Origin of the sequence: Pseudomonas sp. LAP_36 (assembly GCF_019456785.1) — a bacterium.
GTDB classification, from domain to species: Bacteria; Pseudomonadota; Gammaproteobacteria; order Pseudomonadales; family Pseudomonadaceae; genus Aquipseudomonas; species Aquipseudomonas tritici.
Genome location: NZ_JAHZMS010000004.1, coordinates 408,439 through 424,229, shown reverse-complemented (window position 1 = coordinate 424,229; position 15,791 = coordinate 408,439). Strand labels below are relative to the sequence as shown.

Annotated in this window: 15 protein-coding genes; 10 read left to right on the top strand and 5 right to left on the bottom strand. The window is 61.2% G+C overall.

Annotated features, from left to right (window positions below; genetic code table 11):
- Positions 1-34 precede the first annotated feature (34 nt).
- Positions 35-787 (bottom strand): thioesterase II family protein, encoded by a 753-nt coding sequence (locus JBO08_RS16720; protein WP_065873398.1) that lies wholly within the window; start codon positions 785-787, stop codon positions 35-37.
- A 302-nt stretch (positions 788-1,089) separates the two neighbouring features.
- Here JBO08_RS16720 and JBO08_RS16715 point away from each other — a divergent pair, with 302 nt between their 5' ends.
- Positions 1,090-1,641, top strand: coding sequence for an RNA polymerase factor sigma-70 (locus tag JBO08_RS16715; RefSeq protein WP_027603895.1), 552 nt, complete (start codon positions 1,090-1,092; stop codon positions 1,639-1,641).
- Positions 1,642-1,769: 128 nt separating this feature from the next.
- Here the strand turns inward: JBO08_RS16715 and JBO08_RS16710 are convergent, their stop codons facing one another.
- Positions 1,770-2,558, bottom strand: a complete 789-nt coding sequence (locus JBO08_RS16710) for an ABC transporter substrate-binding protein (protein ID WP_083207168.1) — start codon at positions 2,556-2,558, stop codon at positions 1,770-1,772.
- A 93-nt stretch (positions 2,559-2,651) separates the two neighbouring features.
- A complete protein-coding gene (locus JBO08_RS16705) occupies positions 2,652-3,275 on the bottom strand; it encodes a TetR/AcrR family transcriptional regulator (RefSeq protein ID WP_065873400.1) in 624 nt (207 codons plus the stop codon).
- 153 nt (positions 3,276-3,428) lie between these two features.
- Between JBO08_RS16705 and JBO08_RS16700 the strand changes: the two genes are divergently transcribed.
- The 8 genes from JBO08_RS16700 to JBO08_RS16665 all read left to right on the top strand — a co-directional run bounded on the left by JBO08_RS16700 (position 3,429) and on the right by JBO08_RS16665 (position 12,890).
- Complete coding sequence (locus JBO08_RS16700; RefSeq protein ID WP_065873401.1) at positions 3,429-5,207, top strand: acyclic terpene utilization AtuA family protein; 1,779 nt, start codon at positions 3,429-3,431, stop codon at positions 5,205-5,207.
- Between the two features lie 14 nt (positions 5,208-5,221).
- Positions 5,222-6,094, top strand: a complete 873-nt coding sequence (locus JBO08_RS16695; protein WP_065873402.1) for an SDR family oxidoreductase — start codon at positions 5,222-5,224, stop codon at positions 6,092-6,094.
- 3 nt (positions 6,095-6,097) lie between these two features.
- Positions 6,098-7,714, top strand: coding sequence for a geranyl-CoA carboxylase subunit beta (atuC, locus tag JBO08_RS16690; RefSeq protein ID WP_065891079.1), 1,617 nt, complete (start codon positions 6,098-6,100; stop codon positions 7,712-7,714).
- A gap of 44 nt (positions 7,715-7,758) precedes the next feature.
- Entirely contained in the window at positions 7,759-8,916 is a 1,158-nt protein-coding gene (gene atuD, locus JBO08_RS16685) for a citronellyl-CoA dehydrogenase (protein WP_065873404.1), read from the top strand.
- Entirely contained in the window at positions 8,913-9,674 is a 762-nt protein-coding gene (locus tag JBO08_RS16680) for an enoyl-CoA hydratase/isomerase family protein (protein WP_220074768.1), read from the top strand. Before atuD ends, JBO08_RS16680 begins: the two co-directional genes overlap by 4 nt.
- A gap of 368 nt (positions 9,675-10,042) precedes the next feature.
- The gene (locus tag JBO08_RS16675; protein ID WP_220074769.1) at positions 10,043-11,926 is read left to right on the top strand and encodes an acetyl/propionyl/methylcrotonyl-CoA carboxylase subunit alpha; all 1,884 of its coding nucleotides are present in this window, start codon (positions 10,043-10,045) and stop codon (positions 11,924-11,926) included.
- Between the two features lie 73 nt (positions 11,927-11,999).
- Entirely contained in the window at positions 12,000-12,542 is a 543-nt protein-coding gene (locus JBO08_RS16670) for an exonuclease domain-containing protein (protein WP_065873407.1), read from the top strand.
- A gap of 63 nt (positions 12,543-12,605) precedes the next feature.
- Complete coding sequence (locus JBO08_RS16665) at positions 12,606-12,890, top strand: pyrimidine/purine nucleoside phosphorylase (protein ID WP_058424671.1); 285 nt, start codon at positions 12,606-12,608, stop codon at positions 12,888-12,890.
- A gap of 66 nt (positions 12,891-12,956) precedes the next feature.
- Here JBO08_RS16665 and JBO08_RS16660 read toward each other — a convergent pair whose 3' ends face one another.
- A complete protein-coding gene (locus tag JBO08_RS16660; RefSeq protein ID WP_220074770.1) occupies positions 12,957-13,763 on the bottom strand; it encodes an MOSC domain-containing protein in 807 nt (268 codons plus the stop codon).
- A gap of 45 nt (positions 13,764-13,808) precedes the next feature.
- Positions 13,809-14,747, bottom strand: coding sequence for a chemotaxis protein CheV (locus JBO08_RS16655; protein ID WP_065873409.1), 939 nt, complete (start codon positions 14,745-14,747; stop codon positions 13,809-13,811).
- A gap of 539 nt (positions 14,748-15,286) precedes the next feature.
- Here JBO08_RS16655 and JBO08_RS16650 point away from each other — a divergent pair.
- Entirely contained in the window at positions 15,287-15,736 is a 450-nt protein-coding gene (locus JBO08_RS16650; protein ID WP_175403045.1) for a hypothetical protein, read from the top strand.
- The last annotated feature ends 55 nt before the right edge of the window (positions 15,737-15,791 follow it).

The following is a 15,791-nucleotide window of genomic DNA, read 5'->3' as shown; positions in this document are numbered from 1 at the left end:
CGGCTTGCGGGAAATTCGGGAATTGGGGGGGCTTTTAGCCGGCGGCCAGTTGCCGCGCCGCGCCGTTGCGCCAGCGGGCCAGGTGTTCGTCGGCGTAGCGCCGCACGCAGCGCAGCACGGCGCTTTCGTGTTGGATGAGGAAGAAGTGGTGGCCGTCGAACATGTCCAGGGAAAAGCCACTGGCGGCGTCGAGTTGCCAGTCGAGCAACTGGTCGGCGCGCACGCTGTCCTGTTTGCCGCCAAATACATGAATCGGCATGCCCAGCGGCGCCCGCTCGCCATAGGTGAAGCTGCCGCACAAGAGAAAATCGGCGCGCAGGATTGGCAGCATCAACTGCATCAACTCGGGGTTGGCCAGGGCTTCTTCGGCGGTGCCTTGCAGCTCGCGCAGGCGGGTGATCAGTTGTTCGTCGGTCTTTTCGATGGCGTATTCGCTCACGTCACGACGTGCCGGCCCGGCTGTACCTGAAGCGAACAGCGCCAACGGCGCAGGCACATTGCGTGCATTCAGCGCGTGGGCCAGTTCGAAGGCGAGCAGGCCGCCGAGGCTGTGGCCGAACAAGGCATAAGGGCCGTTCAAGTCACGGCTGATTTCATCCGCGAGCTGCGCAGCCAAGGCTTTGATATCGCGCTGCAACGGTTCGTCCATGCGCATGCCACGGCCAGGCAATTCCAATGGGCAAACGTGCAACCACTCTGGCAGGGCCCTGCGCCAACGCGCGTAAACCATAGCGCTGGCGCCCGAATAAGGCAGGCAGAACAGGCGCAGTCGAGCCGGCGTACTCATCAGGCGACGACTCCAAACTGAAACACGCTGTGTGCACGATGCAAACCCATCTCGTCCTCCTGCGGGTGCTGATCCTTGGTCGTTTTACTAACGGACCTGTCACCCAGAAGAACGGACGGCACCGGCAAATAATTAGTCGTCGGGTACAAGCGAGACGCGGTTCACACCTAACCAGAAAGCATAAGATTAGTTCGCCTTCTCATTTGACAATCATTATCATTCAGCATAATTTGTTGCCCGATGTGTAGGAGGCCTCAGCAAGGACGCCCTCCCCTAACCTCTTTTGCGACAAGGTGATTTCCATGACGGAACAAGTATCCACAGGCAGGTGCGACTCACCGCTTCTCCAGGCGTTCGTCGATAATCGACTGATTCTGGTGAAGATTGCGGCACGTATTACCGGGTGCCGCTCCCGGGCCGAAGACGTAGTGCAGGATGCCTACTTCCGCCTGCAGTCGGCGCCGACGATCACCTCATCGTTCAAGGCCCAGCTCAGCTATCTGTTCCAGATCGTGCGCAACTTGGCGATCGATCACTACCGCAAGCAGGCCCTGGAGCTCAAATACTCAGGCACCGAAGAGGAAGGCTTGAATGTGGTTATTCACGGCGCTTCACCGGAAACCTCGCACATCAATTTCAATACCCTGGAAAACATCGCCGACGCCCTGACGGAGTTGCCGCAGCGCACCCGCTACGCGTTCGAGATGTACCGCCTGCATGGCGTGCCGCAAAAGGATATCGCCAAGGAACTCGGCGTATCGCCGACCTTGGTGAATTTTATGATTCGGGATGCGCTGGTGCATTGCCGCAAGGTGTCGGGCAACCACAGCGATACGTTTGCGCGGCGGGTCTGACACGCCGCTGTAAACAATGTGGAAGCTGGCTTGCCTGCGATAGCGGTGGGTCAGCTACCCATGTTTTCCCTGATACACCGCTATCGCAGGCAAGCCAGCTCCCACAGTTTTGATCTGTGTTGTGCCTCTCAGGGTACCGGCGTCACATCAATCCGATACGGCTCGAAAATCTTCAACATCTCGCCATTTTCGCGCAAGCGCTTGAGCAACGCGGAAAACGCTTCCCCCGTGATCGGCGCTTTGGGGCGCAGCAATGCGTAGTGGTGATACACCTGGTCGATACGCTCCGACACCAGGAACTGCCCGGCCATGTCCACGTTGCGCACCATGAAATCACTCAGGTAAGAACGGGTCACCAAGGCGATGTCGGCCCGCCCGCGCGCGACCATCAACAGGTTGCTGTCATGGGAGTAGGTCAACGTGGCGTTGAAGTGCTCAGCCATGTACTTGGGATCGGGGTTGAAATGTGCGAAGGCGTAGTGGTAACCGCTGAATACCGCCAAATGCTTGCCGTTCAGGTCAGCGAAATAGGCCTGGTCGCGACCAGGCTCACGCTGGGCGACGAAAATTTCCGCGTCTTCCAGGCCCATGTCGACTGTCGTGTGGGGGATCTCCTGCCAGCCCCAGTCGGGGTTTTCGAAGATGGCCATATCAATCCGGCCCTGCTCGAAATCGCGAAAACGTCGCGGAATTGAGGTGGGCACCAGCACAAATTTATAATCGGTCTGCGAGGCGTTCAAGGCCTCGACCAGTTGCGGCAGCAAACCGGTGTCAGCGCCCTGCTCCGGACGCACGGTGTAAGGCGGGAAATGCGCCGCGCCGATCCTGACCAATTGGGCAGCCGAAGCCGGCATCCACCACGCGGCGCCCACTGCCCAAAAAGTTAGTCCTGCAGCCAGCCGCCATGGCGAAAACATCAAGGCACACACCGTTCAACACGCTAATGGCGATAAGCTAGGCGTTTTTGTCTGGCGAGACAACTTTTCTCCGGCAAATTAATACCTTGCGCCTCAATCGGCCTTCAGAACCATCAGCAGGGCTTCTTCGGCTAATTGCTCGAGGGTCATGCTGCCCTCGGCGCGGAACCAAGTGGTGGTCCAGGACAAAGCGCCGGTCAGGAAGCGCCGGGTGATAAACACATCGCCACGGATATAGCCGGCGTCCTTGGCCTCGCCCAGCACTTGCAGCCACAGCGCCTCGTACACATCGCGCAGAGCCAGCACCTGAGCCTGGCCTTCAGCCGACAGCGAGCGCCATTCGTACACCAGCACCGCCATCGCTTCGCCGCTGCCGCCCATGATCGACTGCAATTCGCAGCGGATCAGCGCCAACACACGTTCGCGTACGTCGGTGGCTTCCTCAAGAGATGCGCGCATCATCGCGGTGTTGTAGTGGATGGTTTCTTCCATCACCGCGCGCAGGATCTCGTCCTTGCTCTTGAAGTGATGAAAGATACTGCCGGACTGGATACCCACGGCGCTGGCCAGGTCGCGCACGGTGGTGCGCTCGAAGCCCTTGTTGCGAAACAGGTGGGCCGCCGTTTGCAGCAGCTTGCCACGAGCGCTTTCGGGGTCGGTCAATTGGCCGCCGTCGATCATGGTGCGCATCACCCGCAGGGCTTTATGCTCATCCATGCCTCTCTCCTCTACTTCCACGGACGTCTTGGCCGGCAATTTAGGCCGTGACAGCCACCCAAGCAAGCGCTTGGCTAAAACTTGTGCATGGAGTTTACAAACCAAGCGCTTGCTTGGTAGTCTCGCTAACAGCCATTCGAGGAAGGATTTCTCATGAGCAAGACGGTTCGTATCGGCTGTGCCAGCGCCTTCTGGGGCGACACGTGTACCGCTGCCGCGCAGTTGGTGCACGGCGGTGAGCTGGATTACCTGGTCTTCGACTACCTGGCGGAAGTCACGATGTCGATCCTGGCCGGTGCGCGGATGAAAGATCCCCAGGCCGGCTACGCCACGGATTTTGTCGACGTGCTCACGCCGTTGCTGGGCGATATCCAACGCCAGGGCGTCCGTGTGATCAGCAACGCTGGCGGCATCAACCCCCAGGCCTGCGCCGCCGCTCTGCAAGCAGCCTGTGACCATGCGGGCGTTGCACTGAACATCGCCGTGTTGCTGGGGGATGACCTGCAGCCTCAGCTCAAACGGCTGCACGGCATCACCGATATGTTCAATGGCGCACCGCTGCCGCCGATGTGCGTGTCCGCCAATGCTTACCTCGGCGCACCGGGCATTGCACAGGCGCTGGCATTGGGCGCGGACATCGTCATCACCGGCCGCGTGGTGGACAGTGCGGTGGTCAGCGCGGCGTTGGTGCATGCGTTCAACTGGTCCTGGCAGGACTACGACCGCCTCGCCCAGGCCGCACTGGCCGGGCATATCATCGAATGCGGCGCGCAGTGCACCGGCGGCAATTTCACCGATTGGCGCGAGGTACCGGACTACGAGCACATCGGCTTTCCTATCGTAGACGTCAGCGCCGACGGCCAGTTTATTGTGAGTAAAGTCGACGGCAGCGGTGGGCTGATCAGCGAACTCAGCGTGGCCGAACAGTTGCTGTATGAAATCGGCGATCCGCATGCCTACCTGCTACCGGATGTCATCTGCGATTTCAGCCAGGTCAAATTGCAGCAGCAAGGTAAGAACCGGGTGCGCCTGCATGGCGCCAAGGGCTCGCCCCCAACCGACCAGTACAAAGTCAGCGCCACCTACCCGGAGGGTTTTCGCTGCACCGCCAGTTGCCTGATCGCCGGAATCGATGCGGTGGCCAAGGCCGAACGGGTCGGCCAGGCGATCATCAACAAAACCTCGGAGCTGTTCAGCCAACGCGGCTGGGCGCCCTACACCGAGGTGAATATCGAACTGCTGGGCAGCGAAGCGACTTATGGCGCCCATGCGATGCGCCAGGACTGCCGCGAAGTGGTGGTGAAATTGGCGGTGCGACACCCCAGTAAACAGGCGCTGGTGCTGTTCGCCCGCGAGATTGCCCAGGCCGCCACCGGCATGGCGCCAGGGCTGACCGGCATCGTCGGCGGGCGGCCAACGGTGTATCCGCTGATTCGGCTGTTTTCGTTCCTGATCGACAAATCCGCCTGCGAGCTGGAAATCGACCTCCGAGGCGAACGCCACACCTGCGCACTGCCGATTGCCGACGCCCCCACCCTGCCCGCTGCACCGATCGTCCCACCCAAACCCCAAGGCCGCGCCGACGCCAGCGTGCCTCTGGTGAAACTGGCCGTGGCGCGCTCCGGCGACAAGGGTAACCACAGCAACATCGGCGTAATCGCCCGTGACCCCGACTACCTGCCGTGGATCGCCGAGGCGCTGACCCCGGAGGTGATTGTCGATTGGATGGGCCACGTACTGGATCCCGTGCATGGCCGCGTCGAGCGCTGGTATTTGCCCGGCAGCCACAGCCTCAACTTTTTGCTGGAAAACGCACTCGGTGGTGGTGGCATCGCCAGCCTGCGCATTGACCCGCAAGGTAAAGCCTTCGCCCAGCAACTGCTGGAAATCCCGATTGCCGTGCCGCAGCACATAGCCGATCAACTCGTATAACCAGGAGCGTTGCCGTGGCCTTCGACTCGATCTTCAAAGCCGACCTGTTTCAGGGGCAAACCGTGATTGTCACCGGCGGTGGCAGCGGGATTGGCCGTTGCACTGCACACGAATTGGCAGCCTTGGGCGCCCAGGTGATTCTGGTGGGACGCAAGCCGGAAAAGCTGCAAGCGGTCGCAGCGGAAATCGCTGAAGACGGTGGCATCGCTCATTGGCAGGCCTGCGACATTCGCGATGAGGAGGCGGTGAAGACGCTGGTCAGCCAGATCCTGAGTGATCACGGCCCGATCCACGGTTTGGTGAATAACGCCGGCGGCCAGTACCCGTCACCATTGGCCTCGATCAACCAGAAAGGCTTTGAAACCGTGCTGCGCACCAACCTGGTCGGCGGTTTCCTGATGGCCCGTGAAGTGTTCAACCAATCCATGAGCAAGCACGGTGGTGCCATCGTCAACATGCTCGCGGACATGTGGGGCGGCATGCCCGGCATGGGCCACTCGGGCGCGGCGCGCGCCGGCATGGACAACTTCACCAAGACCGCCGCCTTTGAGTGGGGTTGTGCCGGCGTGCGAGTCAACGCCGTCGCGCCGGGCTGGATCGCTTCCAGCGGCATGGACACCTACGAAGGTGCGTTCAAGGCAGTGATTCCAACCCTGCGCGAGCATGTGCCGCTCAAGCGTATCGGCACCGAGTCGGAAGTCAGCGCGGCCATCGTCTTCCTGCTCAGCCCCGCCGCCGCCTTTATCAGCGGTAGCACCCTGCGCATTGACGGCGCCGCCAGCCTCGGCAGCCGCGCCTGGCCGTTGCACAAGGCGCAACCGTCGAGCGAACCGTTCAACGGCTTCCACCGCGCCTACCTGCCGGATGTGCTCAAGGCGGAGAAATAAGCCATGCCGGTGATTGAATCCCTGATCGATACCCACAGCCCACAGTTCGCGCAGAACCGTGAAGCCATGCTCGCCGCCATCACCCACGTGCGCGAACTGGAACACACCCTGCTGAGCAAGGCACAGGACGCCAAGCCCAAGTTCGACAAGCGCGGCCAACTGCTGCCCCGCGAACGCCTCAACCTTTTGTTGGACCCCGGCGCGCCGTTTCTGGAGCTGGCCAGCCTGGCCGGCTACAAGCTGCACGACGACAAGGACGGCAGCGCCGCCGGCGGTGGGTTGATCGCCGGGATCGGCTACGTCAGCGGCGTGCGCATGCTGGTGGTGGCCAATAACAGCGCGATCAAGGGCGGCACCATTTCCCCCACGGGCTTGAAGAAATCCCTGCGCCTGCAACAGATCGCCATGGAGAACAAACTGCCGGTGGTGACCCTGGCCGAGAGCGGCGGTGCCAACCTCAACTATGCCGCCGAGATTTTCGTCGAAGGCGCGCGCAGCTTTGCCAACCAGGCGCGCATGTCGGCCATGGGCTTGCCGCAGATCACCGTGGTGCATGGCTCGGCCACGGCGGGTGGTGCGTATCAGCCGGGGTTGTCGGATTACGTGGTGGTGGTGCGCGGACGCGCCAAACTGTTCCTCGCTGGTCCGCCGCTGCTCAAGGCCGCGACCGGCGAAGTGGCGACCGATGAAGAACTGGGCGGCGCCGAGATGCACGCACAAACGGCCGGCACCGCCGAGTACTTGGCGGAAAATGACGCCGACGGCGTACGCATCGCTCGTGAGATTGTCAGCCTGTTGCCTTGGGACGATCGCCTGCCGCCGGTGCCGAAACGCGCCTTCGCAGAGCCGCTGTACCCCATCGAAGAACTGCTGGGCCTGATCCCCGACGACCCGAAAAAACCCTACGACGTGCGCGAAATCCTCGCGCGCCTGGCAGACGGCTCGCAGTTCCTCGAGTTCAAAGGCGAGTTCGATGCGCACACTGTCTGCGGCCACCTGCACATCCAGGGCCGCGCCGTCGGCGTGATTGGCAACAATGGCCCCATCACGCCGAAGGGCGCGAGCAAGGCCGCGCAATTCATCCAGCTCTGCGACCAGAGCCGAACGCCGCTATTGTTCCTGCACAACACCACCGGTTTCATGGTGGGCACCGAGTCGGAACAACAAGGCGTGATCAAACACGGCGCAAAGATGATCCAGGCGGTGGCCAATGCCCGCGTGCCTAAACTCACGGTGGTGGTGGGCGGCTCTTATGGCGCGGGCAACTACGCGATGTGCGGCCGCGGCCTGGACCCGCGTTTTATCTTCGCCTGGCCCAACAGCCGCACCGCGGTCATGGGTGGCGCGCAGGCGGGCAAGGTGCTGCGGATTGTCACCGAGGCCAAGCAGTTGAAGGACGGCCTGGTGCCGGATCCCAAAGTGCTGGATATGTTGGAGCAGGTCACCGCGCAGAAGCTCGACAGCCAGTCCACCGCGCTGTACGGCAGCGCCAACCTGTGGGACGACGGGTTGATTGATCCACGGGATACGCGGACCTTGCTGGGCTTTTTGCTGGATACCTGCCACGAGGCCGAGGTGCGTGAGTTGCAAGCCAATACTTTCGGTGTAGCGCGTCTCTAAATTTCGCCGGGACGCTCCGCGTCGCGATCAGGAGAACAATAAAAATGATCTTCACCCAGGAACACCAGGAACTGCGCCGCACCGTCCGTGCCTTCGTCGACCGCGAGATCAACCCCCATGTGGATGAATGGGAAAAAGCCGGGCGCTTTCCCATCCACGAGATCTTCCGCAAGGCCGGCGACCTCGGCCTGCTGGGCATTTCCAAGCCGGAGACATTCGGCGGCATGGGCCTGGACTACAGCTACTCTATCGTCGCCGCCGAAGAGTTCGGCACCATCCGTTGCGGCGGTATCCCCATGTCCATCGGCGTGCAAACCGACATGTGCACCCCCGCCCTCGCCCGCTTCGGCTCCGATGAACTGCGCGACGAATTCCTGCGCCCGGCCATCAGCGGCGAACAGGTCGGCTGCATCGGCGTCTCGGAAACCGGCGCCGGTTCCGACGTGGCCGGGCTCAAGACCCATGCGCGCAAAGACGGCGACGACTACGTGATCAACGGCAGCAAAATGTGGATCACCAACTCGCCCAGCGCCGACTTTATCTGCTTGCTGGCCAACACCTCCGACGACAAACCGCACATCAACAAATCACTGATCATGCTGCCGATGAACACCCCCGGCATCAGCGTCAGCCCGCCCCTGGAAAAACTCGGCATGCACAGCTCCGAGACCGCGCAGGTGTTTTTCGACAACGTGCGCGTGCCCCAGCGCAACCGCATCGGCCACGAAGGCGCAGGCTTCATGATGCAGATGCTGCAATTCCAGGAAGAACGCCTGTTTGGCGCGGCCAATATGATCAAGGGCCTGGAGCATTGCATCGACAGCACCATCGACTACTGCAAAGAGCGCCAGACCTTCGGCAAGGCGCTGATCGACAACCAAGTCATCCACTTTCGCTTGGCCGAACTGTCCACCGAAATCGAATGCCTGCGCGCGTTGGTCTACCAGGCCACCGAGCAATACGTCAAAGGCAAGGACGTAACCCGCCTGGCCTCCATGGCCAAACTCAAGGCCGGGCGTCTGGGCCGCGAAGTCAGCGACAGTTGCCTGCAATACTGGGGCGGCATGGGCTTTATGTGGGACAACCCTGTGGCCCGCGCTTACCGCGATGTGCGCCTCGTATCGATTGGCGGCGGCGCCGACGAAATCATGCTGGGCATCATCTGCAAACTGATGGGCACCCTGCCGGGGAAAAAATCATGAATACCTTGCTGCTGGAACCGCACAACGGCGTGCTGCACATCACCCTCAACCGACCGGAAAGCCGCAATGCGATGAGCCTGGAGATGGTCAACGAACTGCGCGCCGTATTGGCACAGCTGGACAGCCAGGTGCGCGCGCTGGTGATCAGCGGCGCGGGCGGACATTTCTGCGCCGGGGCGGATGTGAAGGACCTGGTCACTGCGGGCAACCAACTACAGGCGCTGAATCGGGCGTTTGGCACGTTACTGCAAGAAGTGGAAGCGGTGCCGCAAGTAGTGATCTTAGTGCTGCAAGGCGCGGTGCTGGGCGGTGGGTTCGGGTTGGCGTGTGTGAGTGATATTGCGATTGCCGATCACCAGGCGCAATTCGGATTGCCGGAGACCAGTCTGGGGTTATTACCCGCGCAGATTGCGCCGTTTGTGGTGAAGCGCATTGGTCTGACCCAGGCACGACGGCTGGCGCTGACGGCGGCGCGGTTTGATGGGGTGGAAGCGGAGCGACTGGGCGTCGTGCACTTCACCGAGCGCGACCCGCAGGCATTGGCGGAGCGTTTGGATGAGGTGTTGGGGCAAGTGCTGCGGTGTGCGCCGGGCGCGAATGGGCGGACTAAAGCGCTGTTGCTGGCGAGTGTGGATGAACCGCTTGAAGGCGTGCTGGATCGAGGCGCGCAGTGGTTTGCCGAGGCGGTGAGGAGCGAAGAAGGGATTGAGGGGACGCAGGCGTTTGTGCAGAAGCGCAAGCCGGGGTGGTGCAGATGACGCCTTCGCAGGCAAGCCAGCTCCCACATTTTTGACCGCATACGACACACAAAGCCGGTCGGCCCTAAGGCCGCCGCGCTTTTGCTTTTGATCTGAGGCGCCCCGTCAAACACGCTGGCCGAACGCAGGCTTTGGAGCGTGGGTAACCCGGCAGGACGCCGGGTTAGCCGCGCTGGGCCAAGGATGGCCCATCGCGGCGGCAAACGCTCCAAAGCCGGAGTGAGGGCACACCGAGCCTAGGCGAGGTGCCGAGTGTTGGGGCGAAGGCCTTTTGGTTACTTTTGGGCCTTTCCAAAAGTGACCCGCTGTAAGAGCGGAACCCTAAGTAGCCGTTACCTAAATAACGGATATACCCACGGAGCAAAAAAATGCCACAGCTCACCAAAATCCTTATCGCCAACCGCGGCGAAATCGCCTGCCGCATCCAACGCACCGCCCAAGCCCTGGGCTATCGCACGGTCGCGGTCTACAGCGACGCCGACACCCAAGCCCTGCACGTCCAGATGGCCGACGAAGCCGTCCATATCGGCCCTTCCCCGGTCCACCAGTCATACCTCAACATCGAGGCCATCCTCGACGCAGCCAAACGAACAGGCGCCGACGCCATCCACCCCGGCTACGGCTTCCTCTCCGAAAACCCCCATTTCGCCCGTGCCTGCCAGGACGCCAGCCTCACCTTCATCGGCCCCAGCGCTGAGGCCATCGAACTGATGGGCAGCAAACGCCAATCCAAACTCGCCATGCTCGAAGCCGGCGTCCCCTGCATCGCCGGCTACCAAGGCAGCGCCCAGGACGACACCACCCTGCAACAACAAGCCGAACGCATCGGCTACCCTCTGATGATCAAAGCCAGCGCCGGCGGCGGCGGTCGCGGCATGCGCTTGGTGCACCATCCAAAAGACCTGTTGAACAACCTGCACACCGCCCGCTCCGAAGCCAAAAATGCCTTTGGCAGCGACGAACTGATCCTCGAACAAGCCCTGATCGACCCACGCCACGTCGAAATCCAACTGTTCGGCGACAGCCACGGCAACCTGATCTACCTCGGCGAACGCGACTGCTCAATCCAACGCCGCCACCAGAAAGTCATCGAAGAAGCCCCCTGCCCCGTCATGACCCAAGCACTGCGCCAAGCCATGGGCGAAGCCGCCCTGAAGGCCGGGCGTGCGGTGAATTACGTCGGTGCGGGCACCGTGGAATTCCTGCTCGACCGCCACGGTCAGTTCTACTTCCTGGAGATGAACACCCGCCTGCAGGTGGAGCACCCGGTGACCGAACTCATCACCGGGCTGGACCTGTTGGATTGGCAACTGCAGATCGCCGCCGGCCAAACACTGCCACTGACCCAAGCCGACGTAACCCTGGGCGGCCATGCCATGGAAGTGCGCCTGTACGCCGAAGATCCGGCCCAGGGCTTCTTGCCGCAAACCGGCGATGTGCTGCTCTGGGAACCGGCCGTGGGCGTGCGCATCGATCATGGCGTGGTGGAGGGCCAGCGCATCAGCCCGTTCTACGACCCGATGCTGGGCAAGATCATTGCCCATGGCGCCACACGTGAAGAGGCGCGGCGCAAACTGCTGCGGGCGGTTGAAGACACCGTGTTGCTGGGGGTCGCGACCAATCGGCAGCTGTTGGCCGATATGCTCAAGCACCCGGACTTTATCGCTGGGGATTTCAGCACCGGATTTATCGCAGAACACTTCAACGAAGTCCTGCCCCAGTCCGCATCAAACGACCAACTCGCCCTGGCCGCCGCGCTGTTTTATACGCACAGCGCCGACCCGCATCCGCAAGCCCTGGCGGGATGGCGCAACAGCGCCAGCGTCCCAGGCACCTATCGCCTTGAAGTCAACGGCGAAATCCACAGCGTCAGCGCTGATCCTCTGCCACTCACCACCGACGGGCGCTACGCCACCGTGGTACTCAACGGCATCCGCCGCCGCGTTGCCTATCATCTTGACGGCAACCAACTGTGGCTGCCCGGCCTCACGGTGACCAACCGCACCCAGCAAGTCGCCAGCCGCCAGGCCGACGCCAGCAGCGGCACCGTCAAGGCACCGATGGACGGCGCCATCGTCGATGTGCGGGTTTGCGCCGGCGACAGCGTGAACAAAGGCCAACTGCTGCTGGTGCTCGAAGCCATGAAAATGGAGCATCCGCTGACCGCCGGTATCGACGGCGTGATCAAGGGCGTGCAGGTTATTGCCGGAGATCAAGTGCGTAATCGTCAGGTTTTACTGGAGATCGAATAGCCCCTAGGCGGAACTACACGGCCGGGCTACGCTCTATCCCCAACAGAAAGGGAAGAGTACAGGAACCTGCGCGATGCCTCATTGGCTGATTATTGACCTTGAAGCCACAACGGATGAAGGCGGCTGGCCCGTGACGGAGATGGAAGTCATTGAGATCGGCGCGAGCCTGGTCAACCGCCAGGGGCGCGAGCTGGATCATTTCCAGCGCTTTGTACGCCCGCTGCGCCGGCCATTGCTGACGCCTTTCTGTCGCCAACTGACGCACATCACCCAGGCAAACATCGATGGCGCGGCGCCGATCACCGAGGTGTGGCCGCTGTTCGAACGCTGGCTGGGCCAGCATCAGCCGCGCCTGGAAGGCTGGGCCAGTTGGGGCGATTACGATCGCAAGCAGTTGGAGCTGGAGTGGCAGCGCAATGGCCTGGCCAGCGCGCTCGCCAACACGCCCCATGTAAACCTCAAGCAGCGCTTCGCCAAGGCCCGGCGTCTGGACAAGCCTCTGGGCCTCAACGGCGCCCTGCAATTGGCGGGGATGCAGTTCCATGGCCAGCAGCATCGGGCGCTGGAGGATGCGCGCAATACGGCGCGCTTGTTACCGCTGATTCTGCCGGTCTAGGCAGCTCCCCTGCCCTTGGGCATACTGGCCGACCTTTCCAGACCCTTTTCCGAGGAATCGCCCATGTTTAAAGTCAACGAGTACTTCGACGGCACCGTCAAGTCGATCGCTTTCGGCACTGCAGAAGGTCCGGCGACCATCGGCGTAATGGCCCCGGGTGAATACGAGTTCGGTACGGCGCAGCGTGAAATCATGCACGTGGTCTCCGGCGCCCTGACCGTCAAACTGCCTGACGCCAGCGACTGGGAAACCTTCGCTGCCGGCAGCCAGTTCAACGTACCGGCCAACAGCAAGTTCCAGCTCAAGGTCGCCGTGGACACCGCTTACCTGTGCGAATACCGCGGGTAAGGGTTTTCCAAGGCTCAAAAAAATGCCCATCTCCTGCGAGACGGGCATTTTTTATGGGCGGGTGAATTACTCGAGAAGGGTCACCGGCATTCCAATCTCCAGTCGCCCAACGCCGTCATTGACCAGGTTCTGGCCGAAAATCGCGCCATCCTCAGTCTTGCGATAAGTCTCCAGCGTCGCAAAAGGCTCGCGGTCGGCGCTGCGTTCGCCGGTGTGCGGGTCGATGGTGGTAAGAATGCAGCGCGAGCACGGCTTGACCGCACGGAACTCCACATCGCCAATACGCAGGCGTTTCCAGCCGTCTTCGGCGAAGGCTTCGCTGCCTTCGATCACGAGGTTGGGACGAAAGCGCAGCATTTCCATGGGGCGGCCGATGCGTTGCGAGAGGTCGTCCAGGGAGGCCTGGCCGATCACGAGCAAGGGGTAACCGTCGGCAAACGCGACTTGGTCATCGTCCTTGCCGTAACCCGCCTGGGTGGTACGCGCGCGCGCCAGGGGGATGTGGACCAGTCGCGTCGGTTTGCCGATAAAGTCACTGACCCAGGCAGCCGCCGCGTCGCCGGCATCCGGCACGCGCAGGGTGTCACGCCAGATGGTCACACCCCGCAACGCGTCGTCGCTGGCCGGCAGCGCCACGTCCAGCGGCGTGTAGCCAGGCGAACTCAGGGTGAGGCCACCGCGGCTGTTCCACAGCGCCGACAGTTGGCTCATCTTCGCCACGGCGCGCTGTGTGAGGAAACGCCCGCTGGCTTCATCCACCAGCATCCAGCGTCGATCCCCGTCCACACCGAGCTTATCCAGGCCGACCTGTTGCAGTATTTCGGCCTTGCCGGACTTCAAAGGGTAACGGTACAACGCGCTGAGACGAAGCATGAGCCTGCATTCCTGAACGAGTAAAGCCCACACTATAACCGCTCACTACATGGCGGGCACTTCGTCCAGCATCAGACGTTGGCGCACCACGTCCACCAGCTTGTCGGGCTGGAACTTGGACAGGAAGTTGTCACAGCCGACCTTCTTCACCATCGAGTCGTTGAAGCTGCCCGACAACGAGGTGTGCAGCACCACGTAGAGGCTGCGCAGGCGCGGATCATTGCGGATCTCGGTGGTGAGGCGGTAGCCGTCCATTTCGGGCATTTCGGCGTCGGTGAAGATCATCAACAGCTTGTCGGTCATCACCTGGCCGCTGTCGGCCCAGGCCTTGAGCATGTTCAAGGCCTTGAGACCATCGCTGGCGATGTGCATCTTCACGCCCAGTTGGCCGAGGGTGTCGCGCAGTTGCGAGAGGGCCACGTTGGAGTCATCCACCAGCAGCACTTCACGGCCACGGGCGCGTTCCAGCACCGGGTCTTCGAGTTTTTCACGGGAGACCTTGGCGTTGTACGGCACGATCTCAGCCAAGACTTTTTCCACGTCGATGATTTCCACCAACTGGTCGTCGACCTTGCTGATGGCGGTGAGGTAATGCTGGCGCCCGGCGCTGGCTGGCGGCGGCAGGATGGCTTCCCAGTTCATGTTGACGATGCGGTCCACGCCGCCCACCAGGAACGCCTGCACCGAACGGTTGTACTCGGTGACAATAATGGTGCTGTTGGGCCCCGGCACAAGCGGGCGCATGCCGATGGCCTGGGACAGGTCGATCACCGGCAGCGTCTGGCCCCGCAGGTTGACCACGCCGCATACGAACGGGTGGCGTTGCGGCATCAACGTCAGCTTGGGCAGTTGCAGGACTTCCTGCACCTTGAACACGTTGATCGCGAACAGCTGCCGCCCGGCCAGGCGGAACATAAGGATCTCAAGGCGATTCTCACCCACCAGTTGCGTGCGTTGATCTACCGTGTCGAGAATGCCGGCCATTAAAAGCTCCTGATGCGCTAGGGGATTGTGCAGTTCACATAAGGTTTGTTATCGGCGGCGAGCGCCAGACCTTGACCCCTGTAAAATGCCACGTAAATGCATTGATGTCACACTGACATCATGGTTTACTGCTCTGGCTCTACAAGTAGCGGTGCAGCGACGTTGCGCGACATTAAGTTCGACGCAAGGTTCCGCCATGTAAGGGATTCCCCTATGCGCAATCAGGCCCGACCTGATATTCGCAATATCTAATAGCCATTAATGTGACGCCATTCTCAATGCATGAATGGAGTCAGGCTTTTGTTTGCCATCCCAAGCCCTCAGCCCGCGGGTCTTCCAGACACTCAGATGTCGGCACTTGAAGGTGTGCAATTGACCCCATTCATGAGGGCCGCGCACAGCCGTCGCCGTCACTCTAATAAACGTCCTACTGAAATCTCAGAACCAACCTACAGATTTCAGTCATATTTCAGCGCTACTTTTAAGCCATTCACCCGGTGCGACATCTCATCACCCGACCTTATGTTGTGGAGACTTGCATGATGAACAACGGTAGAGAGTGGCAACTTGCACTTCCCGAATTCCTGCACGAGGCGGAAAAGCTGCTGGCCAAATCGGAGGAATGCTTGAGCCACTTGCATTTGATCCGAAACGACAGTGACGCCATCGACTGCATGAAGGCCAGCTTGATCAAGCTCGCCGAGAGCGCCGATCACCTTGCACTGCAGGCGATCAGCGAGTTCTCGCGGCATATTCAGTACCTGATCGCCAATGCCGAGAGCCCCTTGCAGTTGCATGATCAAGCCTTGGACGCCCTGGAAGAGTGCTTGAAATTGCTCGCCTGGCAGCTGGAGTTGATTGATGTAAGAACCGGCCAACTGGCATTGGATGAAGCGGAGCAAACGACGCTGATTGCTACGGTAACTCTGCATATTCCACAAAAGGATTTCAGCTTTAAACCTCAGCAGCGAATGCACCACACGTCTTGAGCGGATATCAGGTCGTGTTTAAACCTGAAGGTATCTAAAAACGACATCGCCACCC

Excerpts from the sequence above, each read along its gene's own strand:
- JBO08_RS16720 (WP_065873398.1), bottom strand. The coding sequence starts at position 787 with ATGAGTACGCCGGCTCGACTGCGCCTGTTCTGCCTGCCTTATTCGGGC.
- JBO08_RS16715 (WP_027603895.1), top strand. The coding sequence starts at position 1,090 with ATGACGGAACAAGTATCCACAGGCAGGTGCGACTCACCGCTTCTCCAG.
- JBO08_RS16710 (WP_083207168.1), bottom strand. The coding sequence starts at position 2,558 with ATGTTTTCGCCATGGCGGCTGGCTGCAGGACTAACTTTTTGGGCAGTG.
- JBO08_RS16705 (WP_065873400.1), bottom strand. The coding sequence starts at position 3,275 with ATGGATGAGCATAAAGCCCTGCGGGTGATGCGCACCATGATCGACGGC.
- JBO08_RS16700 (WP_065873401.1), top strand. The coding sequence starts at position 3,429 with ATGAGCAAGACGGTTCGTATCGGCTGTGCCAGCGCCTTCTGGGGCGAC.
- atuC (WP_065891079.1), top strand. The coding sequence starts at position 6,098 with ATGCCGGTGATTGAATCCCTGATCGATACCCACAGCCCACAGTTCGCG.
- atuD (WP_065873404.1), top strand. The coding sequence starts at position 7,759 with ATGATCTTCACCCAGGAACACCAGGAACTGCGCCGCACCGTCCGTGCC.
- JBO08_RS16680 (WP_220074768.1), top strand. The coding sequence starts at position 8,913 with ATGAATACCTTGCTGCTGGAACCGCACAACGGCGTGCTGCACATCACC.
- JBO08_RS16675 (WP_220074769.1), top strand. The coding sequence starts at position 10,043 with ATGCCACAGCTCACCAAAATCCTTATCGCCAACCGCGGCGAAATCGCC.
- JBO08_RS16670 (WP_065873407.1), top strand. The coding sequence starts at position 12,000 with ATGCCTCATTGGCTGATTATTGACCTTGAAGCCACAACGGATGAAGGC.
- JBO08_RS16665 (WP_058424671.1), top strand. The coding sequence starts at position 12,606 with ATGTTTAAAGTCAACGAGTACTTCGACGGCACCGTCAAGTCGATCGCT.
- JBO08_RS16660 (WP_220074770.1), bottom strand. The coding sequence starts at position 13,763 with ATGCTTCGTCTCAGCGCGTTGTACCGTTACCCTTTGAAGTCCGGCAAG.
- JBO08_RS16655 (WP_065873409.1), bottom strand. The coding sequence starts at position 14,747 with ATGGCCGGCATTCTCGACACGGTAGATCAACGCACGCAACTGGTGGGT.
- JBO08_RS16650 (WP_175403045.1), top strand. The coding sequence starts at position 15,287 with ATGATGAACAACGGTAGAGAGTGGCAACTTGCACTTCCCGAATTCCTG.